General features: G+C 56.3%; 17 protein-coding genes. 11 read left to right on the top strand and 6 right to left on the bottom strand.

What is annotated here, in order from left to right:
- The 6 genes from VGC62_RS06680 to VGC62_RS06655 form a co-directional block, all read left to right on the top strand.
- Positions 1-300, top strand: a 300-nt coding sequence (locus VGC62_RS06680; protein WP_331186280.1) for a LysR substrate-binding domain-containing protein, incomplete at its 5' end; no start/stop codon positions are given.
- A 233-nt stretch (positions 301-533) separates the two neighbouring features.
- A complete protein-coding gene (locus VGC62_RS06675) occupies positions 534-1919 on the top strand; it encodes a nucleobase:cation symporter-2 family protein (protein WP_331186279.1) in 1386 nt (461 codons plus the stop codon).
- An 84-nt stretch (positions 1920-2003) separates the two neighbouring features.
- Positions 2004-2666: a TetR/AcrR family transcriptional regulator gene (locus VGC62_RS06670; protein ID WP_331186278.1), complete on the top strand. Its 663-nt coding sequence runs from the start codon at positions 2004-2006 to the stop codon at positions 2664-2666.
- A 37-nt stretch (positions 2667-2703) separates the two neighbouring features.
- Positions 2704-3297 carry a YigZ family protein gene (locus VGC62_RS06665; protein WP_331186277.1) on the top strand — a complete coding sequence of 198 codons (594 nt, stop codon included), beginning with the start codon at positions 2704-2706 and terminating at the stop codon, positions 3295-3297.
- Positions 3298-3821: 524 nt separating this feature from the next.
- On the top strand, positions 3822-4508 hold the full coding sequence (locus VGC62_RS06660; protein WP_331186276.1) for an SDR family oxidoreductase: 687 nt from the start codon (positions 3822-3824) through the stop codon (positions 4506-4508).
- Between the two features lie 172 nt (positions 4509-4680).
- Positions 4681-6036, top strand: a complete 1356-nt coding sequence (locus VGC62_RS06655) for an 8-oxoguanine deaminase (RefSeq protein WP_331186275.1) — start codon at positions 4681-4683, stop codon at positions 6034-6036.
- Between the two features lie 125 nt (positions 6037-6161).
- On the opposite strand, the gene VGC62_RS06650 is transcribed toward VGC62_RS06655, so the two are convergent.
- Positions 6162-7253 carry a calcium:proton antiporter gene (locus VGC62_RS06650; RefSeq protein ID WP_331186274.1) on the bottom strand — a complete coding sequence of 364 codons (1092 nt, stop codon included), beginning with the start codon at positions 7251-7253 and terminating at the stop codon, positions 6162-6164.
- A 330-nt stretch (positions 7254-7583) separates the two neighbouring features.
- Between VGC62_RS06650 and VGC62_RS06645 the strand changes: the two genes are divergently transcribed.
- Positions 7584-8537, top strand: a complete 954-nt coding sequence (locus tag VGC62_RS06645; protein WP_331186273.1) for an adenosine deaminase — start codon at positions 7584-7586, stop codon at positions 8535-8537.
- Between the two features lie 94 nt (positions 8538-8631).
- On the opposite strand, the gene VGC62_RS06640 is transcribed toward VGC62_RS06645, so the two are convergent.
- Entirely contained in the window at positions 8632-9324 is a 693-nt protein-coding gene (locus VGC62_RS06640; protein ID WP_331186272.1) for a helix-turn-helix transcriptional regulator, read from the bottom strand.
- A gap of 778 nt (positions 9325-10102) precedes the next feature.
- Positions 10103-11311: a Bcr/CflA family multidrug efflux MFS transporter gene (locus tag VGC62_RS06635; protein ID WP_331186271.1), complete on the bottom strand. Its 1209-nt coding sequence runs from the start codon at positions 11309-11311 to the stop codon at positions 10103-10105.
- Between the two features lie 228 nt (positions 11312-11539).
- Between VGC62_RS06635 and VGC62_RS06630 the strand changes: the two genes are divergently transcribed.
- Together VGC62_RS06630 and VGC62_RS06625 are read left to right on the top strand one after the other, a co-directional pair.
- Positions 11540-11899, top strand: a complete 360-nt coding sequence (locus VGC62_RS06630; RefSeq protein WP_331186270.1) for a hypothetical protein — start codon at positions 11540-11542, stop codon at positions 11897-11899.
- A 102-nt stretch (positions 11900-12001) separates the two neighbouring features.
- Positions 12002-12499: a GreA/GreB family elongation factor gene (locus tag VGC62_RS06625; RefSeq protein ID WP_331186269.1), complete on the top strand. Its 498-nt coding sequence runs from the start codon at positions 12002-12004 to the stop codon at positions 12497-12499.
- Between the two features lie 109 nt (positions 12500-12608).
- Here VGC62_RS06625 and ettA read toward each other — a convergent pair whose 3' ends face one another.
- Positions 12609-14273 (bottom strand): energy-dependent translational throttle protein EttA, encoded by a 1665-nt coding sequence (gene ettA, locus VGC62_RS06620; RefSeq protein ID WP_331186268.1) that lies wholly within the window; start codon positions 14271-14273, stop codon positions 12609-12611.
- Positions 14274-14635: 362 nt separating this feature from the next.
- Here ettA and VGC62_RS06615 point away from each other — a divergent pair, with 362 nt between their 5' ends.
- Together VGC62_RS06615 and glyA are read left to right on the top strand one after the other, a co-directional pair.
- The gene (locus VGC62_RS06615; RefSeq protein ID WP_331186267.1) at positions 14636-18508 is read left to right on the top strand and encodes a sensor domain-containing protein; all 3873 of its coding nucleotides are present in this window, start codon (positions 14636-14638) and stop codon (positions 18506-18508) included.
- 138 nt (positions 18509-18646) lie between these two features.
- Complete coding sequence (gene glyA / locus VGC62_RS06610; protein ID WP_331186266.1) at positions 18647-19900, top strand: serine hydroxymethyltransferase; 1254 nt, start codon at positions 18647-18649, stop codon at positions 19898-19900.
- Positions 19901-20093: 193 nt separating this feature from the next.
- Here glyA and yjiA read toward each other — a convergent pair whose 3' ends face one another.
- Both yjiA and VGC62_RS06600 read right to left on the bottom strand, forming a co-directional pair.
- Positions 20094-21071: a GTPase gene (gene yjiA / locus VGC62_RS06605; RefSeq protein WP_331186265.1), complete on the bottom strand. Its 978-nt coding sequence runs from the start codon at positions 21069-21071 to the stop codon at positions 20094-20096.
- Between the two features lie 89 nt (positions 21072-21160).
- On the bottom strand, positions 21161-21276 hold a 116-nt coding region (locus VGC62_RS06600), incomplete at its 5' end, for a CstA-like transporter-associated (seleno)protein (RefSeq protein ID WP_331186281.1).

The following is a 21276-nucleotide window of genomic DNA, read 5'->3' as shown; positions in this document are numbered from 1 at the left end:
CAGGAGGCCATAGCACCGACCTTCCGCTTGCCTACGGATATTCAGGCGCATTACCAGACGCTGAAATGCACTGCCAGCGCATCCGACCGCGAAGGTATGGCGTTTCTGATTTTGACCGGGCGATACATCGGTTATCTACCCAATCACTACGCGGCGGTCTGGGTGCAACAAGGCCGGTTGAGGGCACTCAAGCCCAAAGTCCGATTCTACGATTTGAGCTTGGTGATTGTGACCCGCAAAGGCCGTCGCACCCATTTGGTGCTCGAAAGCTTTTTGGAGACACTCGCTGCGACGCGCTAACGCTTTTTCGTTCGAACCTCAAAATAAAAGTCAAAAAAATCACATATCTAATAATTTTTATCTATTTGATTTAAATAGATAAATTCATGATAGACGAACAACAAACTGATCACTTGGACAGGTTTTTGCAGTAAGTATCGCGGGCAGTAAGTATCGTGGATTGTTGACTTGCCCGCGAATCCCACAGCCAAGTCTCCATCGATCCGGCTCATTCCAAAAAACGAGACCTCAATATGCCGTCCGATCCTTCCAGCAACAACGACCTGATTTATGGCCTCAATGATCGCCCCAAACCGCTACCCGCCACATTGGCTGCCATTCAGCATGTGCTTGCGGCTTTCGTCGGCATCATCACACCCCCGCTGATCATCGGATCAGCGCTGGGGCTGGCCGACTACTTGCCCTATTTGATCAGCATGGCGCTGATGGTCTCCGGCGTCGGCACATTCATTCAAGCACGCCGTCCGTTTGGTATCGGTGCCGGCATGATTTGCCTGCAGGGCACCAGCTTCGCGTTTCTTGGCGCCATTCTGTCAGCAGGCTTCATGGTCAAGCAACGCGGAGGGAGCCCACAAGACATCATGGCAATGATCTTCGGCGTGTGCTTTTTCGGCGCGTTAGTGCAAATCGTGCTTAGCCGTTTCATCGCGCAACTACGCCGCGTCATTACGCCATTGGTGACCGGCATCGTGATCACCCTGATCGGCGTCAGCCTGATCAAGGTAGGTGTGACCGATTTGGGCGGCGGCTTCAACGCGCCGGACTTTGGCGAGCCTATCAACCTCGCGCTCGGCGCGTTCGTGCTGGTGGTGATCATTGCACTCAATCGTTCGAACACACCCTGGATTCGTCTTTGCGCGATCATCATCGGCTTGGCCGTGGGCAGTGTCGCGGCGTGGTTAAGCGGAACGTTAGCGCCTCATTCGATAACCAACGCAGCGTTGATCAGCGTTCCGATACCGTTCAAGTTCGGTTTCAGCTTCGACTGGACAGCTTTCCTACCCGTTGCGCTAATTTATCTGATCAGCAGCATTGAAACCGTGGGTGACCTGACTGCCAATTGCATGCTGTCACGCGAGCCTATCAAAGGCCCGAGCTACATCGCTCGGCTCAAGGGCGGCATTCTGGGTGACGGCGTCAGTTGCATGATCGCCGCCACATTTAGCGCGTTCCCCAACACCACTTTTGCCCAGAACAACGGGGTGATTCAACTGACCGGCGTCGCCAGCCGCTATGTGGGCCTGTACATCGGCGGGATATTGTTCGCGCTCGGCCTGTTTCCGGTCGTCGGTGCCGTTCTTCAACAAATCCCCAAGCCGGTACTGGGCGGCGCGACCTTGGTGATGTTCGGCAGCGTTGCGGCTGCTGGCGTGCGGATTCTGGCGCAAGCGCCGCTGGATCGGCGCAGCATGCTGATCATCGCGACATCGTTTGGTGTCGGCCTGGGAATTGCCGCGCAACCGACCCTGCTGCATCACCTGCCACAGCTGGTGCAAAATCTGTTCGACTCGGCGATCACCAGCGGCGGCCTCACGGCTATTGTCATGAGTCTGGTATTGCCGGAGGCGAAGCTGACCGCAGCCGAAAAAAAGCCCGAAATCGAGGCGTTTGAACACTGATTTTCCATCGCCAGTGCTTGTCGGATCGTCGCGGGTGCGTTATCTGTTCACATCGTCGCAGCCAATGATCCTCTGGAATCGCACATGACCCTCGAAGTCCCTGCCCACACACCCAGCGCCACCAAGCCAACGGGCCGCATTCGCCAGAAGAATGAAGAAGCAATCATGAAAGCTGCCGAGGACGAGTTCGCGCGTCATGGCTACAAAGGCACCAGCATGAACACCATCGCGCAGAACGCCGGGCTGCCGAAGGCAAATCTGCATTACTACTTCACCAACAAGCTGGGCCTGTACATCGCCGTGTTGAGCAACATCATTGAACTGTGGGACAGCACTTTCAACCATCTTAAAGTCGAGGATGATCCCGCCGCGGCGCTGACGCAGTACATCCGCGCCAAGATGGAGTTCTCTCGCCGACGGCCACAAGCGTCACGCATTTTCGCGATGGAAATCATCAGCGGCGGCGAGTGCCTGAACGCCTACTTCAGTCAGGATTACCGCACTTGGTTTCAGGGGCGAGCCGCCGTGTTTCAAGGGTGGATCAATGCGGGCAAGATGGACCCAGTTGATCCGGTTCACCTGATTTTTTTGTTGTGGGGTAGTACCCAGCATTACGCAGATTTCGCCACGCAAATCTGCCGTGTCACGGGCCGCATACGCCTGACCAAACAGGACATGGAAGTTGCGGCAGACAACCTGATTCGCATCATCCTCAAGGGTTGCGGCCTGACGCCTCGCACTCTTTGAATGCTCGAAAAACAATGTCATCAGCTGGAATTCTTTAATGCCCTTTACCCTCGTCGGGCCTTGTGAATTGCGTGAAGAAATTCGCAAGAGCCGCTTCATCACCCTTGCAGCACCCATAAGCACCCCCGCAGAGGCTCAAGCTTTCATTGAGCAAAACAGCGACCTCAATGCGACGCACAACTGCTGGGCCTGGAAACTCGGTGATCAATACCGTAGCAGTGACGACGGCGAACCTGGCGGAACTGCGGGTCGACCGATTTTAGCGGCTATCGAGTCTCAGGATTTTGATCAGGTAGTCGTGTTGGTCATTCGCTGGTACGGCGGTATTCAACTCGGCACCGGAGGACTGGCCCGCGCTTACGGTGGCGGCGCCAACAAATGCCTGCAACAAGCCGAACGCTTGCCGCTGATCCATCGGGTTGCGTTGCATTTGGACTGTAGCTTCAGCGAACTGGCCCTGGTGAAAGTAAGACTGGCCGACATGAGCGGCCTGATCCAAGAAGAGTCCTTCACTGCCAATGGCGTGGAGCTGTCGATTGCCGTCAGCCCGGAGCAGGTCGACACGCTACAAAAACAATTGGCCGACATCAGTCGCGGACGCATCGTATTGCGTCGCGACACACATGCTTGAGACACAATACGTATCTGTCACATTTGCCCACATCTACGGTGCACCTGCCTGTGGACAAGCTGAGTACACATCGCTGTACTCCTTGACTTCCATGGCTTCACGCCGATTGATCACTTTTCGACCATCTTGCTTATCCAACGCTTAAAAACCCCGAAAAACAGCAAGTTAGCGCGCCTTATCGCGGTCCGGTACTACGGGTTCTTTCGTTATGCCGGTTATCTGAGGTTGCACACATTAACTGTGGAGCAAGCTGTGGATAACCCGTGCAAGGCCGCCCAGGGAGCTTGAGGTATCACGCTCGCCGCCAGCTGTTCATTTTTTGAACAACCTGTATCAATTCGTTGTATATCGATATGCAACGATAAGCACCCTCACCAGAAACCTTATCCTCCGTCACGCTTTGTCGTTAACGTACACCCTGCATGAAAGCCGACGACCGTTGCGCCAGAAAACCAAATTCCTTCTCGCGCATGGGGTCCACTTTCCAAAGGCTGTATTTCATTTGTCTGCAAAGGAGTCCTGTCATGACTGCCAACAAAACCGCACTCATCATTGGCGCATCACGCGGCCTGGGGCTGGGTTTGGTTCAACGCCTGACCGAGCAAGGCTGGAACGTCATTGCCACCGTCCGTGATCAACACAAGGCCGACGACCTGAAGAAGGTCCCTGGCGTGCGCATCGAGACGCTAGACATTGACGAGCAATCATCGCTCGAAGTGCTCGCGCTCAATTTGAAAGATCAAGTGCTCGACCTGCTGTTCGTCAACGCCGGAATCATGGGTCCGTCACACCAAAGCGCGTCCAAAGCCACTGCCGCAGAGCTGGGGCAACTGTTCATGACCAACGCCATCGCGCCGATCCGTCTGGCCGAACGCTTCGTTGGGCAAGTCCGCGCCCATACCGGTACCATCGCTTTCATGAGCTCGGTACTCGGCAGCGTTGCCTGCCCCGATGCGCCGGAAATGGCGTTGTACAAAGCCAGCAAAGCGGCGCTCAACTCCATGACCAATACGTTCGTCACCCAATTGGGCGACCACAACATCACCGTGCTGTCGATGCACCCGGGCTGGGTCAGGACAGCGATGGGCGGCGAAGGCGCCGACATCGACGTCAAGACCAGTACCACAGGGTTGATAGAACAGCTCAATGCTTACGCCGGTAAAGGTGGGCATCACTTCATTAACTATCGAGGTGAGACGATTCCCTGGTGAGCGCATGAAGTTGAAACTTGCCCTGGACTGCCGCTGGTTGCCAATGCGATGAGCCACCTCTAAACTCCGCCACCTCGCCCTGCTTCACTCCAAGCTGCGGCGACCCTGGATCAGCAGACAGGGCAACACTGAGCTGGCGAACCTGAACAGATTTTTTCAGAGGAGCCGGCCAATGCCTGCGATCCGTATCTGGTTGAAAAACCCGCTTGCCGTTTTCACTGCCAACGATCTTGATGCCCGTGGCGGGCTGGTCATTGAAGGCGGGATCATTACCGAGCTGCTGGCCGCTGGCGAGCAACCTTCGCAGCCATGCGATCAGTTCTTCGATGCCCACGAGCATGTACTGCTTCCAGGGTTGGTCAACACACACCATCACTTTTATCAAACCCTGACCCGCGCCTGGGCGCCGGTGGTGAATCAGCCATTGTTTCCATGGTTGAAAACCTTGTACCCGGTATGGGCGCGCTTAACCCCAGAAAAGCTGGCGCTGGCGAGCAAAGTCGCACTGACCGAGTTGCTGTTGTCGGGCTGTACCACTGCGGCCGATCATCACTATCTGTTCCCAAATGGGCTGGAAAACGCCATCGATGTGCAAGTGCAAAGCGTACGCGAGCTGGGCATGCGCGCGATGCTGACACGAGGCTCGATGAGTCTGGGGGAGGAGGATGGCGGCTTACCGCCGCAGCAAACAGTGCAACAGGGCGAAGTGATTCTGGAAGACAGTCAGCGCCTGATTCATACCTATCACGAGCGTGGTGATGGCGCGCAAATTCAGATCGCCTTAGCGCCCTGCTCACCGTTTTCAGTGACGCCGCAGATCATGCAAGAAAGCGCGGCACTGGCCCAAAAGCTTGATGTTCGCCTGCACACGCATCTGGCCGAAACACTGGATGAAGAGGATTTCTGCCTGCAACGTTTTGGACTGCGCACCGTGGATTATCTGGACAGCGTGGGCTGGCTCGGACCACGCACCTGGCTCGCACATGGCATCCACTTCGATTCGGGTGAAATCGCCCGGCTGGGCAATGCGGGAACGGGAGTTTGTCATTGCCCGAGTTCAAACATGCGCCTGGCGTCTGGAATTTGCCCAACACTGGACTTGATCGCGGCGGGAACGCCCCTTGGGCTCGGCGTCGACGGCTCAGCCTCAAACGATGCGTCGAACATGATGCTGGAAACCAAGCAGGCGCTCTACCTGCAACGGCTGCGGTACGGTGCCGAGAGGATTACCCCCCAATTGGTATTGGGTTGGGCGACCAAAGGCTCAGCAAAACTGCTGGGGCGCAACGACATCGGCGAACTGGCTGTTGGCAAACAGGCGGATATGGCGTTGTTCAAGCTCGACGAACTGCGCTTTTCCGGCAGCCACGATCCGCTGTCGGCCTTGTTGCTGTGCGGCGCGGACCGCGCGGATCGGGTGATGATTAGCGGTCAGTGGCGAGTTGTTGATGGTCAGGTCCAGGGGCTGGATTTACAGGGACTGATTGCTGATCACAGACAGGCGGCTAAAGAGTTGATTGGCGGTTGATGTCATCAGTGAAATCAACAGTGCCTGTAACACCGCATCACAGCCTTCGGCAGTTCCTACAGGGGAGTGCGGTTTGCTGTAGGAGATGCCGAAGCTTGCGATACGGTGTTATGACCAAACCCTGATTACAGCCCCAAACACGACAACATGATGAACGTCGCGAACAGTACAAAATGCGTCATGCCCTCGATCGCGTTGGTTTCACCGTCGTTGAGGTTGATTGCACTGACCAGCAACGTAATGAAGACCATCACGGTCTGCACCGGACTCATCGCCATTTGAAACGGTTGGCCGCTGTATAGCGCCATCGCTTCCATCACCGGAACGGTCAGAATCACTGTAGACAGTGACGCCCCCAGCGCGATGTTGACCACTGACTGCATGCGATTGGCCAATGCCGCGCGCAACGCCGTGAGAATCTCCGGGGCTGCAGAGATCGCCGCCACCAGGATCGCCGTCATGACCGGCGGCGCACCGCTGCCTTCCAGGCCCAGGTCAGCAGTTTTCGACATCACCTCGGCCAAAGCACCAATGATCACGACACCAAATACCAGGGTTCCGATAGAAAGCGACAGGCTGACCGGCTCGCCCTGCGGAACAGGTTGATCCTTGCGGCGTTTTTTGTCCGGGTAGCTGTAGCTGAAAAAGTAACTGTGCGGCCCGACCTGCATGCGCAGGAACAGCGTATACAAAACCACCATCGCACCGATGGTAAACGCCGAATAGGTCTTCCAATCGCCTTCGGGAATAAACTCCGGCACTACCATCGACACAGCCATTGCAGTCAGAATCATCACGCTGTAGGTGCGTGCCGAATCATCGTTATAAGACTGCTCGCCATGCTTGAGTCCTCCCATCAACGCGGCAAGGCCAAGGATGCCATTGATGTCGAGCATCACGGCCGAGTAAATCGTGTCCCGCACCAAGGTCGGTGAAGGCTCGTTTTTCATCATGATCGCCAAAATCACCACTTCGACCAGCACCGCCGACAACGTCAGGATCATCGTGCCATAGGGGTCGCCGACCTTCTCTGCCAGCAGTTCGGCGTGGTGTGCGACCCGCATCGACGCGCAGATGATAAAACCTACCAGCACGATCCCGGCGATTAGCGCGACAGTGTGTCCATGGCTTAAGAACTCATGTTCGAACGGATACGCAAAACACGCCGCGATGACGGCTAACAGGAGAAACTTTTCTTGCTTGAGAATCGCGCCCATTGTTGCTTTACCTTTGCCACAAAAGCCGCGGCGTCCATGAAGTGATCGGGGTTTGAGCGCTTGAGAGTGGCGTTTGTGACGAAAGGTTTCAAGGCGCAGGGTAATCAGCACATGCTTGCCCCCGTTCGCAGCGAGATGGCAATCGTTAGTGGAGCACCATTACAAGGACATGTAAGCCCTGGCGCTGACATTGCTGCGCGCGATAACGCCTATGTACAGATATGTCCTTACCTCGCGTGAGGAAAATCAATGAACCGTCTGGTCAGGTTTTAACCAGCGCCCTGTCCGAGTCTGTAGAATCCAGACCACTGCACTTGATGAGAAAAGCACATGTACGACTGGTTGAATGCCCTGCCCAAGGCCGAACTACACCTGCATCTGGAGGGTTCGCTGGAACCAGAATTGTTATTCGCCCTGGCTGAGCGCAATAAGATAGCCCTGCCCTGGAACGACGTAGAAGCCCTGCGCGGCGCCTACGCATTCAATAACCTGCAGGAATTTCTCGACCTGTATTACCAAGGCGCAGACGTGCTGCGCACCGAGCAGGATTTCTACGACCTGACGTGGGCGTATCTTGAGCGCTGCAAGGCGCAGAACGTGATTCACACTGAACCGTTCTTCGACCCGCAGACCCATACCGATCGCGGTATACCGTTTGAAGTCGTGCTCAACGGCATCGCCAGCGCCCTGAAAGACGGCCACCAGAAACTGGGTATCAGCAGCGGCCTTATTCTGAGTTTTCTGCGTCACCTGAGCCAAGAGCAAGCCGAGAAAACCCTCGATCAGGCGCTGCCGTTCCGTGACGCATTCGTGGCAGTCGGTCTCGATAGCTCGGAAATGGGCCATCCGCCGCGCAAGTTCAAACGCGTCTTCGACCGTGCCCGCAACGAAGGCTTTCTGACGGTGGCCCATGCAGGCGAAGAAGGCCCACCAGAGTACATATGGGAAGCGCTGGACCTGCTAAAGATTCAGCGTATCGACCACGGCGTCCGCGCCATCGAAGATGAACGACTCATGCAACGCATCATCGACGAACAAATCCCTCTGACGGTCTGCCCACTGTCCAACACAAAGCTGTGTGTGTTCGATGACATGTCGCAGCACAACATTCTCGACATGCTCGAGCGCGGCGTGAAGGTGACCGTGAACTCAGACGACCCCGCCTACTTTGGTGGCTATGTGACCGAAAACTTCCACGCCCTGCATACCCATCTGGGAATGACCCAGGATCAGGCAAGGCGATTGGCACAGAACAGCCTGGACGCAAGGTTGATCAAGCCCTGATCATCGAGTTGTAAACAGGATCATCGCGCGATGAATGAAAGGCAGGGGCAGGTTCGCGCTGCCCCCGCTGTTGTGCCGCAGATACACAAGCCGCTCAGGCCGCTGAAGCGATCTTGTTGATCTCCCGCTGACCGTTCGAGGACACCTGCAACGTAGTAGATTCTTCAGTCGGGCGTAGCCAACCCAATTGCATGAACAGTTGCAACAGGCCAGCACCCAGCGCTCCGCCCAGATGAGGGTTTTGCTCGGTGCAGTCGGCACAGGCGCAGATGGTTTCGTGCTGTCGATGAGCCAACGCAGGGACAAAGATTCCGCATTCAGCGAATTTCGAGATACCAACGCTGGTGACTTCCAGACGCCGCTCAGACTGCTCGATCCATCCGGCCCCCAGCATCCGCTGATAAAGATCAGTTGCGAGCTCACCGCCAAGATGGTCAGCACAAATGCGCGCACGACGCAGAGGTAAAGGCGGCAATGGTTGAGCGGTACTACGGCTGATCACTTCGGCACTCACTATGGAAGCACTGGCCAGCGCCTCTACAGCAGCGCCCACTTGTGGTGCCGCAAGTCTGAAAAACCGCTTTCGACCTCGTACTTCCTGCTTGAGCAGGCCGCCTGTGGCCAGCCGCGCCAGATGCGCACCCGCCGAAGATGTTGAAAGTCCGACCAGCAGCGCTAACTCATCCGCCGCCCGAGAAGTCCCGTCCATCAACGCCCACATCATTGCACTGCGCTTGGGGTCAGCCAGTAACGCGGCAATTTGGCTAATGCAAGGTGCGTTTTCCATGTGTTAACTCCCTGTTGAAACATTCGTCTATTGCGATGACATAGTGACATCAATTCGCCTCCGACCAAGACGTTAAACCGCCAAAAGCAAAACCGTAGTTAACATATCGTCCTTTATAATTTCACCCTATTGCGTCCAACGGCGTAACCATAATCACTGTTCAGAATGAACGCCTGCTTCGATTGACCTCACTTGTTAAGAATCCAACCACCCGCTGTTGAATTCATTACAGATTGCGAGCAGTAACCAATACAGTGACCGGGACAGCGCTCATTACGCCACACCCCGGGCTATCAGTATAAGCCCTACGTACGACATGATAATTGGATTAAAAGCGGTGAGAGATAAACCGCAGTGCCTATCAAGTGGATCACAGCACAAAGGTCGCAAGGCGTCGCAGGGTTAATTCTCAAATTACGGTCATGAAAACCGCTCTATTTCTGGCTTTACGGGGACGAGGAAGAGAAATCTCCGCTCACAGCAAGGCAAATGCCTACAAGAGATACTCCAAAATCCCTCACTAAAAACAGCTTTTGCTAAGCCGACACTAAAGGCTAATCTCGTTACCGAACGTTTTTAAACGTTAGCGTTATTGCGGTTAGATGTAAGACATGTCCACTTGACGAGTAGCCTATACCTTCAAGTTTCGGAATATATCGGCTGAGAACACGCCCCGCGCTACATCATGCAGACACACATATTGGGTAACCCACAGGCTATGGGGCTGAAATGGAATCAACATTGAGGCCGGCAGCACTTTAAGCTGCCGGGTATATTTTTATAGGGTTACATCAATATGCACGGACAGCGCATCGCGCCTTTTCTGCAGACGGCGAGTCAGCATGGACAATCCGACAGCGACCACACCACACAGGGTAATGACCGTAGCCATCGGTACCGCCGTTCCATCATGCAGCACGCCGACCAACGCTGCGGCGCCCGCCGCCACGCTGAATTGCAAACACCCCAGCAGCGCCGACGCACTCCCCGCGCGCTGGCCTTGCCCGGTCATCGCGCAGGCCGAAGAGTTGGGAATGATGCAGCCCAAACTGGCAATATAAATGAACAGCGGCACCAGCAATGGCCAGAGTTGCTCAGTGTGCAGGTTGGCAATCAACAGCAATATCAGCGCCGCCGCCAGATAAACCCACACGGCCTTTGACAACACCCACGCAGGTCCTAAACGGCCGACCACTCTCGCATTGACTTGCGCGGTCACAATAAAACCTGCTGCGTTGGTCCCGAATAGCCAGCCGTAGTGCTCCGGCGCAACGCCGTACAACTTGATAAACACGAAAGGCGAGCCCGAGATGTAAGCAAACATCCCGGCGATAGCAATCCCTCCGGTCAGTGCGTACCCAAGAAACACATGATCCGCCATGAGTCGACGGTATTGGCCGAATGCACCAGAGAGCGGTTGCCGCGGATGGTCGGCAGGCATGCTTTCCGGCAACCCCAGCGCGACCGCCAATGAGCTCAGCGCACTGAAGATCGTCAACGCGAGGAAAATTGCCTGCCAGCCATACGCATTGACCATAAAGCCGCCCAACATCGGGGCCAGAATCGGCGCCAGCCCCATCACCAACATCAGCTGTGAAAAGACCTTGGCCGACTCCACGGGGTTGCATTTATCGCTGACAATCGCGCGTGACAATACCATCCCGGCACAACCGCCCAAGGCTTGGACAAAGCGCGCCCCAATGAGCCATTCAAGGCTGGGTGCGAACGCGCACGCCAGCGAAGCCAACGTAAAAAGTCCAACGCCGAACAGTAAGGGGATGCGTCGACCGAAACGATCTGCCACTGGCCCGTAGGCAAGTTGACCGATGCTCAAACCAAGGAAATAAGACGCCAGCGTCAGCTGTACGTGTTTATCATCCGTGCCAAATGCCAAGGCGATGGCTGGGAATCCGGGCAGATAAAAATCGATGGCCAAGGGGCCAAAAGCGCTGAGCGCGCCAAGAATAAAGATCGTTCTAAGGTTCATCCGTCTTCCAAAACTGTTTCGCGCAGACTCGGTAGTCTAACCGCCCTGAATGCTCTCAGACCGCCGAGAAAAAAATTACTAAAAGTTTTTTCAGACCGCCTGCCAGTGGGCGCAGCGAATGAAATAAACGCGGTGTGCCGGGCATCGTTTAATGTATTTCTCACAGCGTCTTCACGAATAACCCACGTATCCGCCTCTAGACTTTCCAGACACATAGAGGAATCGGAAATGAGCGCACGCTGGGTTGTACTGTGGTGCTTGGTCATAGTCGCAGGTTGCCAGTCTACCCACGACCAGCTATTGGCCGAAGGCTATCCACCGGCCTTCGCCGATGGTTTTCAGGACGGTTGTGGCAGCGGTCGGCAGGCTGTAGATGTGATGAAAGGCCAATATAAGAAAAACGTACCGCGTTATCTGAAGGACACACTGTACGCCCAAGGATGGAGCGACGGATTTCGACAATGCCAGGCCATGCTGGAAAACCAGAGTCGTCAGGATCAAGGTCGGGACAGTATCTGGAATGATCGCGACCGCAACTGGGAGCATCAGACTACCCAAGACATGGCAAGGGCGTATCGCACTCATTGAACAGGACAAACGGTGCGTTGAACGTCACCCCAAGACAACCCTCCAAATCATGGAAATGCGACCATGGCCCAACTTCCATGACTTTGAGATAGGGAGACAATCGTGAGCAGGGCATTCGTCAACGAAGACAACGCCGCCGCACAGGCCGACCAACCGGTTGAGCGACACATCAGCGAGCAACCCAACTATGTGACCGCCAGCGGGCTTGCTCAACTACAAGCCCATGTCGCCTTGCTGCAATCTCAATATAGCGAGCAATCGGCACGAGGCGAGCAAGCCGACAAACAACGGCAAGCCGATATCGAGCGCGATTTGCGTTATTTCAACCAGCGCCTGCAAAGCGCACAGGTGGTCACGCCCGCCATTTCAACCGAGAAAATCCAGATCGGCAGTTGGGTGACCTTTGTCGATGAGCAGGGCAACCAGCAGCGAATACAGTTGGTAGGTGAAGACCAGGCTGACGCAGCCAACGGCTTGATCAACTGGGCATCGCCCCTGGGCCGAGCGTTGTTGGGTGCGCAACCCGGTGATGAAGTGACCTGGAAACGGCCGGCCGGGGATCAGGTCATTGAGATCGTAGCGATTGAGGCCGATGTGTAAAACGCAGGCGTAACGCGAACATGCTCTGAAGACATGCGGCTTCGGAAAGAAAATCCCACCCAAAAAAAACGGAGCTCTAAAGCTCCGCTTTTTTTGACACCCGCTTGAATCAAGCCAGTTTTTTGTGCCGTACGCGGTGCGGCTGAGCAGCAGCCTCGCCCAGACGCTTTTTACGGTCAGCTTCGTATTCGGTGTAGTTGCCTTCGAAGAACACCGCTTGCGAATCGTCTTCATACGCCAGGATGTGAGTGGCCACACGGTCAAGGAACCACCGATCGTGAGAGATCACAATCGCAGCGCCCGGGAAGTCCAATAGCGCTTCCTCTAGCGAACGCAGGGTTTCAACATCGAGGTCGTTGGACGGTTCGTCGAGCAGCAGGACGTTGCCGCCCTCTTTGAGGGTCAATGCCAAGTGCAGACGACCGCGCTCACCACCGGACAAATCCTTGACGAACTTCTGCTGGTCGCCACCCTTGAAGTTGAAACGACCCACGTAGGTGCGCGACGGGATTTCGTAGTTACCGATGCGGATCTGGTCGGAACCGTCGGAAACCTGCTGAAACACAGTCTTGCTGCCGTCCAGGTCCTCGCGACTCTGATCGACACACGCCAGTTGCACGGTTTCGCCGATTTCGATGCTGCCAGAATCGGGTTGTTCCTTGCCCATCAGCATGCGGAACAGCGTGGATTTACCCGCACCGTTCCCACCGATCACGCCCACGATGGCACCTTTAGGCATGGAGAACGACAGGTTGTCGATCAACACACGGTCGCCATAACCCTTGGTGACGTTTTTGAATTCGATGACCTTATCGCCCAGACGCGGACCCGCCGGGATGTAGATCTCGTTGGTCTCGCTGCGCTTCTGGAATTCCTGCGATTGCATCTCTTCGAAACGCTGCAAACGAGCCTTGGATTTGGACTGGCGCGCCTTGGCACCTTTACGCACCCACTCCAATTCTTCTTTCATAGCCTTTTCATGGGCCGACTGCTGCTTGGACTCAGCAGCCAGACGATCAGACTTGGCTTCCAGCCAACCAGAGTAGTTGCCCTCGTAAGGAATGCCCGCACCGCGGTCGAGTTCCAGGATCCAGCCAGCAACGTTGTCCAGGAAGTAACGGTCGTGCGTGATCGCAACCACAGTTCCAGGGAAGTCGTGGAGGAAATGCTCAAGCCAGGCGACAGAATCGGCGTCCAGGTGGTTGGTCGGTTCGTCGAGCAGCAGCATGTCCGGGGCCGACAGCAGCAGACGGCACAGCGCCACACGACGTTTTTCACCACCGGACAGGTGTTCGATCCTGGCATCCCAGGCTGGCAGACGCAGCGCATCGGCAGCGACTTCCAGTTGACGCTCAAGATTGTGACCGTCGCTGGCCTGCAGAATGGATTCAAGTTTGGCCTGCTCAGCGGCCAGTTTGTCAAAATCGGCGTCCGGCTCAGCGTAGGCGGCGTAGACCTCGTCCAGACGTGCCTGGGCGTCCTTGATCACGCTAACGGCTTCTTCGACCACTTCGCGAACCGTCTTGGTCGGATCCAACTGCGGCTCCTGCGGCAGGTAACCGATGTTGAGCTCCGGCATCGGGCGCGCTTCGCCATCGAACTCAGTGTCGACACCGGCCATGATTTTCAACAGCGTGGATTTACCCGAGCCGTTAAGGCCGAGAACACCGATCTTGGCGCCCGGGAAGAACGACAGGGAGATGTTTTTCAGGATTTCCCGCTTCGGCGGAACAACTTTGCTCAGCCGATGCATGGTGAAGACGTATTGAGCCATGAAATGAAAACCTAGCGTATGTGACTGTGAATAAAGGCGCGAACTGAGGACGCGTCGCAGCTATGTTGCAAAAAAGAGCTTTATTTATCGCCCGATATTTGTCGTCGGCCTATTCCGGACCTTGAATCAAACAGGCCACAATAGCTACGCGATCAGTCAAGTACAGGCAGTAAAGCTGGATCCATGCTTGCAAGCATGGAATCACACTTACAGAAATCGGGCACGCCGCGCGTCGCGCAAAGCTACCCGAATGCAGTCGACAGGGCAAACCGCTCGGCCCAATGGGGCTGGCAGTTCGCTACAAGGCAGGGCATGCTAACGCCCTTCGGGCGTCAGGCTTATCGTGCCCTTCGCACCCACTGATGCAGTCCAGTAGTCAGGATCAAAGCTTGCTCACGACACCCCCTGCTTCCTCATTGCGCTCATCAACAAGCGCGGCGGCTTCGCCTTTGCGAGGCTCGATCAAAGGCGCGCTGGCAATATTGGTGTTGCTGATGCTCGTGCTTTTATTGTGGCAGCAGGTGGAGCAGTTTCAGCAGACTCAGGAGCGCCAGCGCCAGCGCAGCGTCGATTACAACGTACAACTGGCTGACCGCCTGAGCCTGAACATGTCGCTGAGCGCCCAAGTCGCCTTGAACCTGCTGGACGACTCAAAAGGCACTCCGCAATCCGCCGAACAAAAGGCCACTCTTCTTGGCAATCTGCGTCACGCCCTACCAGCACTGGACAGCGTCGTCTGGATCGACAAGGCTGGCCAAATTCTCGGGGACAGTGCCGAAACCAGCAAAGACGCCCTTTTCCTGACGCAAACCTTGGCTCTGGCTCAGAATCACACCTATTTCTATGCCGACGCGCCTGATGGCAGTCAGCTCTACCTGTTTGTGCATCAGCCTGGCAACGACAGTCGCGGCTATTGGGTGCTGCGCCTGACCCCGCTCATATTCAAGGAATTAACCCGACAAACCGCCCAGGACTTCCGGCCGATCTGGCAGTTAGAAAATAGAAGCAACCAACACATCCTCTACCGCAGCGCACTCAACGATCCTGCTCTCCTTAATAACGGCGCCAACTTCGAAAGCATCCTGCTGACACCGCTGACTAACAGCGATTGGCAGTTGCACGGCCTGTACGACGCCAGCAAAGCGCGCCAGGAGTTGGTCGCGCCGCTGATTGGCAAATGTCTGATAGCACTGCTGTGTTCAATCGTACCGTTGTTGGCGCTGTTCAGCCTGCGACGTCGGCAGCTTCAGTTGCATGAGAGTCGCAGACGCTACAAGGATATTTTCGAGGGCACCGGCGTTGCCCTGTGCGTGCTTGATCTATCCGATCTGCCGGAATACCTCAAGCGATTGCAGTTACGCAGCAGCGACGAGTTGACCGAGCTACTCGAGCGTCACCCTGCACAACTCCAGGGCTTGCTGCATCAGTTACGCATCACCGAAGTCAACCAAGTCGCCGCCAGCCTATTGCAGAGCGAAACCGCCGAGCAGGTTTGGCGGCAACTGATCGAAGGTTGCCAACTCACAGGCCAAAGCATCGGCCTGCATCTGCTGCATGCAGTGCTCGACCGTCGCAGTCAGTTGGAGATGGAGATACGTCTACCCGACGCTCAGGGATCAGACCAGCATCTGTGGTTGGTGGTGCGGCTCCCGGAACAACCCGAGGACTTCAAAGCCGTCATCCTCAACATCAACGACATCACCCGCCGCAAGCAGGTTGAGCTGTCGCTGCAGGAGCGTGAAAGTTTCTGGTCAGACGTCGTGCGCACCGTGCCGGACCATTTGTACGTTCAGGACATCGTCACCCGACGGATGATCTACAGCAATCACCATCTGGGGCAAACGCTGGGTTACAACAAAGCCGAACTGCAGGAAATGGGCGAGTACTTCTGGGAGATCCTGCTGCACCCGGACGACAATGAATGCTATCAAACACTGCGTGTCGAACGCCTTGACGAAACGCGCAGCGACTTGACGCAATGCCAACTGCGCTTTCGCAACAAGCAAAACCAATGGCGCCGTTTCGATATTCGCGAACAGACCTTGGCCCGAAGCGACAATGGGCAGGTCTCGTGGATCATCGGCGTCGCCAAGGACATCACTGAACAGATTGAGGCCAGCGAGTCGCTGCGCGACAGTGAAAAACGCTATCGGATGCTCGCAGAAAGCATCAGTGACGTGATTTTCTCGACCGATAACGCCCTTAAGCCAAACTATGTCAGCCCGTCGGTCAACGCCGTGCTGGGTTACAGCGCTGAATGGATCATGAAAAACGGCTGGGCTTCAACCATCGCCAACCCGCAGCAGCTTTCGGGCTTATACAGCCTGGTCAGCCGCGTAGAAAAAGCGCTGGCTGACCCAGAAGAGCTCGCACTGCTGCAAGCGCAAATACCGACACAGTTGTTTCTATTCGACTGCTTGCGCGCCGATGGCCACAAGATCCCGGTCGAACTGCGCTTGGTATTGGTGTGGGATGAGCACGGCGGCTTTGAAGGCATACTCGGCGTCGGACGCGACATCAGCCAGCAGCGCCGATCAGAAAAAGACCTGCGCATGGCGGCAACGGTCTTCGAGCACTCGACTTCCGCGATTCTGATCACAGATCCTGCGGGCTATATCGTTCAGGCCAACGAGGCGTTCAGCCGGGTCAGCGGTTATGCCGTGGCACAAGTGCTCGATCAACTGCCGACGATGTTGACGGTGGACGATCAGCAGGAAGCGCACCTGAACTACATCCTCAAGCAACTGCATCAACGTGGCAGTTGGGAAGGCGAAATCTGGCTCAAGCGACGCAACGGTGAACATTACCCGGCATGGGTTGGTATCACGGCGGTGTTCGACGACGAAGGCGACCTGGCGAGTTACGTGTGCTTCTTCTCCGACATCAGTGAGCGCAAGGCCAGTGAACAACGCATTCATCGGCTCGCCTATTACGACGCCCTGACTCACCTGCCCAACCGCACGCTATTCCAGGATCGACTGCATACCGCCCTGCAACAGGCCGAGCGCCAACAGGCCTGGGTAGTGCTGATGTTCCTCGATCTTGACCGTTTCAAACCCATCAACGATTCGCTCGGCCATGCTGCTGGCGACCGCATGCTCAAGGACATGGCCGCTCGCTTGCTCGAATGCGTGGCCGATGACGACACGGTCGCACGGATGGGTGGTGATGAGTTCACCCTGTTGCTGCAACCGCGCGCGACTCAGCAGGCAGCGCTCAATCGGGCGATACATGTCGCCGAGCTGATCCTCGCCAGCCTGGTGAAACCGTTTGTGCTCGAAGGACGTGAGTTCTTTGTTACAGCAAGTATCGGCATCGCGCTCAGCCCGCAGGATGGCAACGAGCTGAGCCAGTTGATGAAAAACGCTGACACAGCGATGTATCACGCTAAAGAGCGGGGCAAGAATAACTTCCAGTTCTATCAGGCCGACATGAACGCCAGCGCCCTTGAGCGCCTGGAGCTGGAAAGCGACCTCCGGCATGCTCTGGAGCAGCAGGAATTCACCTTGTATTACCAACCGCAGTTCAGCGGTGATGGTAAGCGCCTGACAGGAGCAGAAGCGCTGTTGCGCTGGCGCCACCCCTCTCGGGGCCTGGTATCGCCAGGCGAATTCATTCCTGTGCTCGAAGAGCTCGGCCTGGTGGTGGAAGTCGGTGAATGGGTATTGAAAGAAGCCTGTCGTCAGCTAAAGGAATGGCATCTGGCCAAGGTCCGTGTACCGAAAGTGTCAGTCAACATCTCTGCCCGGCAATTCTCGGACGGAACGCTGGGCACACGCATCGCCACTATTCTCAAGGAGACCGGACTGCCGCCCGCGTGCCTGGAGCTGGAGCTGACCGAAAGTATCCTGATGCGTGAGGTCAGCGAGGCAATGTTGATTCTGGATGGCCTCAAACGCCTGGGATTGAGCATCGCGGTCGACGACTTCGGCACCGGTTATTCGTCGCTGAACTACCTCAAGCAATTCCCCATCGATGTGCTGAAAATCGATCGCACCTTCGTCGATGGCCTGCCGTCCGGGGAACAGGACGCACAGATCGCCCGCGCCATCATTGCCATGGCGCACAGCCTGAATCTGGCGGTGATCGCAGAGGGCGTGGAAACCCATGAACAGCTGGAATTCTTGCGCGAGCATGGCTGCGACGAAGTGCAAGGCTATTTGTTTGGCCGTCCGATGCCGGCTAACCGGTTCGAGGCGCAATTCAGCAACGACGCCCTCTTCATGCTCGACTAACGCGCAAAAACTGTAAGGGCGTGCATCTGCCCAAGTGAAAGTCGCTTGTCCAGCGCATGACTGCCTTTCATATGCCAGATAAATGCCGATGGGTTAGAATGCCGTCCTTCATTACTGCCCCAAGCCCCGAGGACCGCCATGTTCAGCCGTAATTTGACTATCGCCAAGTACGACTCCGACCTGTATGCCGCCATGGAACAGGAAGCCAAGCGCCAGGAAGAGCACATCGAACTGATCGCCTCGGAAAACTACACCAGCCCAGCAGTCATGGAAGCGCAAGGCTCGGTACTGACCAACAAGTACGCTGAAGGCTATCCAGGCAAGCGTTACTACGGTGGTTGCGAGTACGTCGACATCGTCGAGCAACTGGCCATCGACCGCGCCAAAGAGCTGTTCGGCGCCGACTATGCCAACGTTCAGCCACACGCGGGCTCCCAAGCCAACAGCGCTGTTTATCTTGCGCTGCTTAATGCCGGCGACACCATCCTGGGCATGAGCCTGGCCCACGGCGGTCACCTGACCCACGGCGCCAGCGTCAGCTCGTCCGGCAAGCTGTACAACGCTGTGCAGTATGGCATCGACGGCAACGGCCTGATCGACTACGACGAAGTCGAGCGTCTGGCGGTAGAGCACAAGCCGAAAATGATCGTGGCAGGCTTCTCGGCCTACTCGCAAATCCTCGACTTCCCGCGCTTTCGCGCCATCGCTGATAAAGTCGGCGCCTACCTGTTCGTCGACATGGCTCACGTAGCCGGTTTGGTCGCTGCGGGCGTTTACCCAACGCCAGTACCGTACGCCGATGTCGTGACCACCACCACACACAAGACCCTGCGCGGCCCGCGTGGCGGCCTGATCCTGGCGCGCGCTAACGCTGACATCGAGAAGAAGCTGAACTCCGCCGTGTTCCCAGGCAGCCAGGGCGGCCCTCTTGAACACGTCATCGCGGCCAAGGCCATCTGCTTCAAAGAAGCCCTGCAGCCTGAGTTCAAAACCTACCAACAGCAAGTGGTGAAGAACGCCAAGGCCATGGCCGGCGTGTTCATCGAACGCGGTTTCGACGTGGTCTCCGGCGGTACTGAAAACCACCTGTTCCTGCTGTCACTGATCAAGCAAGACATCTCCGGTAAAGACGCCGATGCCGCACTGGGCCGCGCATTCATCACCGTGAACAAGAACTCCGTACCCAACGATCCACGCTCCCCGTTCGTGACCTCCGGCCTGCGCTTCGGCACCCCGGCAGTCACCACTCGTGGCTTCAAGGAAGCAGAGTGCAAAGAGTTGGCAGGCTGGATCTGCGACATTCTGGCTGACCTCAACAACGAAGCCGTGATCGACGCAGTACGTGAGAAAGTCAAAGCCATCTGCAAAAAGCTGCCTGTTTATGGTGCTTAACTTCTCCCGTTAGACAACCGTCAAAAAAGCCCCGGTCCAGCAATGAGTCGGGGCTTTTTTACGCGAGCTTGATTAATGGCTATGCCTTGAGGCCCGTATGGTTTCCCCTCCGTATTAATCGGAATACTCCTGCTCGATATCGATGATCGCGGGCGTATCCGCGAAGAGGCCCTGAATGGGCGCCGCAAGTTCGTCAGCCCGCCACCTTCGCAAACCCGGCCCGGATCTTCTCTTCCGGCAGATCATCAGCAATAAACACAATCACACTCTCGCGCTTCTCGCCTTCAGCCCACTCAGTGTCCCAGTCAAACCCATACAACTTCAGTACCCCCTGAAACACCATCCGCCGTGATTCGCCAGCGATGCTCAGCACACCTTTGTAGCGCAGCAGTTGTTTGCCATGCTCCTCCAGCAACTCATTCATGAACTCGCTAAGTTTCTCGATATCCAGCGGTATATCGCTGCGCAGCACCAGACTGCTAATGCGGTCGATGGAGTTTCCGGCGGGTGCAATGGGGCGCAGGCTCATGCCGCCACCGAGGTCGGCGTTGAGATTGAAGCCGCGCACATCAAGCAGTTCGGCCAGATCGATTTTGCCATGCTCGACCACGCGAATCGGCGCCCGGCGGTTGATCCGGGTCAGTCGGTCACTCAGCGCAGTAAAAGTCGCTTCGTCCACCAGGTCGCGTTTACTCACCAGCAGTCGATCTGCGAAACCGATCTGTGCCTGGGCGATGGTCTGGGTCAGGTGCGTGTCGGCGTGAACCGCGTCAACCAGCGTGATAATCCCATCGAGGATGTAGCGCTCGCGCAGGTCCTCGTCGATGAAGAAGGTCTGCGCAACGGGTGCAGGATCGGCCAAGCCAGTGCATTCGATCACCAGCCGGTCAAAGGCGATTTCCCCGCTATCGAGTCGCTCCAGTAGCAGATACAACGCCTTGGTCAGGTCAGTGTGAATGGTGCAGCACACGCAGCCATTGGACAGGGTCATCACTTGCACCGACTCATCACCGAGCAGTTGGGTGTCTATGCCTGCGTCACTGAATTCGTTCTCGATCACAGCGATTTTCAGACCATGCTCTTCCTTGAGCAGGTGACGCAGCAAGGTGGTTTTACCGGCGCCGAGGAAACCACTGAGCACGGTCACGGGAATGGGTTGCGAAACGGTCATGCGGACTCCTGCTTTTCAGTTCATCAGAAACGACAACGCGCCACGACTGGCGTGACGCGCTGGCTCAAACGGCTCTGCCGATCACATCATCAGCAACACTTGGGACCCGCCTTGCCGCCATAACGAGCCTCCTGACGTTCGCGAAAGAACATCTCGTAGCTCATCACCGGCTTGTCCGGGTGGGTCTTGTGCATATGTTCAACGT

Origin of the sequence: Pseudomonas sp. (assembly GCF_036404235.1) — a bacterium.
Classification (GTDB): domain Bacteria; phylum Pseudomonadota; class Gammaproteobacteria; order Pseudomonadales; family Pseudomonadaceae; genus Aquipseudomonas.
The sequence above is the reverse complement of the archived record's forward strand: the minus strand, read 5'-3'. Positions and strand labels throughout refer to the sequence as shown.

Bases quoted from the DNA above. Each gene is read 5' to 3' on its own strand.
- VGC62_RS06675 (WP_331186279.1), top strand. From the start codon at position 534: ATGCCGTCCGATCCTTCCAGCAACAACGACCTGATTTATGGCCTCAAT.
- VGC62_RS06670 (WP_331186278.1), top strand. From the start codon at position 2,004: ATGACCCTCGAAGTCCCTGCCCACACACCCAGCGCCACCAAGCCAACG.
- VGC62_RS06665 (WP_331186277.1), top strand. From the start codon at position 2,704: ATGCCCTTTACCCTCGTCGGGCCTTGTGAATTGCGTGAAGAAATTCGC.
- VGC62_RS06660 (WP_331186276.1), top strand. From the start codon at position 3,822: ATGACTGCCAACAAAACCGCACTCATCATTGGCGCATCACGCGGCCTG.
- VGC62_RS06655 (WP_331186275.1), top strand. From the start codon at position 4,681: ATGCCTGCGATCCGTATCTGGTTGAAAAACCCGCTTGCCGTTTTCACT.
- VGC62_RS06650 (WP_331186274.1), bottom strand. From the start codon at position 7,253: ATGGGCGCGATTCTCAAGCAAGAAAAGTTTCTCCTGTTAGCCGTCATC.
- VGC62_RS06645 (WP_331186273.1), top strand. From the start codon at position 7,584: ATGTACGACTGGTTGAATGCCCTGCCCAAGGCCGAACTACACCTGCAT.
- VGC62_RS06640 (WP_331186272.1), bottom strand. From the start codon at position 9,324: ATGGAAAACGCACCTTGCATTAGCCAAATTGCCGCGTTACTGGCTGAC.
- VGC62_RS06635 (WP_331186271.1), bottom strand. From the start codon at position 11,311: ATGAACCTTAGAACGATCTTTATTCTTGGCGCGCTCAGCGCTTTTGGC.
- VGC62_RS06630 (WP_331186270.1), top strand. From the start codon at position 11,540: ATGAGCGCACGCTGGGTTGTACTGTGGTGCTTGGTCATAGTCGCAGGT.
- ettA (WP_331186268.1), bottom strand. From the start codon at position 14,273: ATGGCTCAATACGTCTTCACCATGCATCGGCTGAGCAAAGTTGTTCCG.
- VGC62_RS06615 (WP_331186267.1), top strand. From the start codon at position 14,636: ATGCAGTCCAGTAGTCAGGATCAAAGCTTGCTCACGACACCCCCTGCT.
- glyA (WP_331186266.1), top strand. From the start codon at position 18,647: ATGTTCAGCCGTAATTTGACTATCGCCAAGTACGACTCCGACCTGTAT.
- yjiA (WP_331186265.1), bottom strand. From the start codon at position 21,071: ATGACCGTTTCGCAACCCATTCCCGTGACCGTGCTCAGTGGTTTCCTC.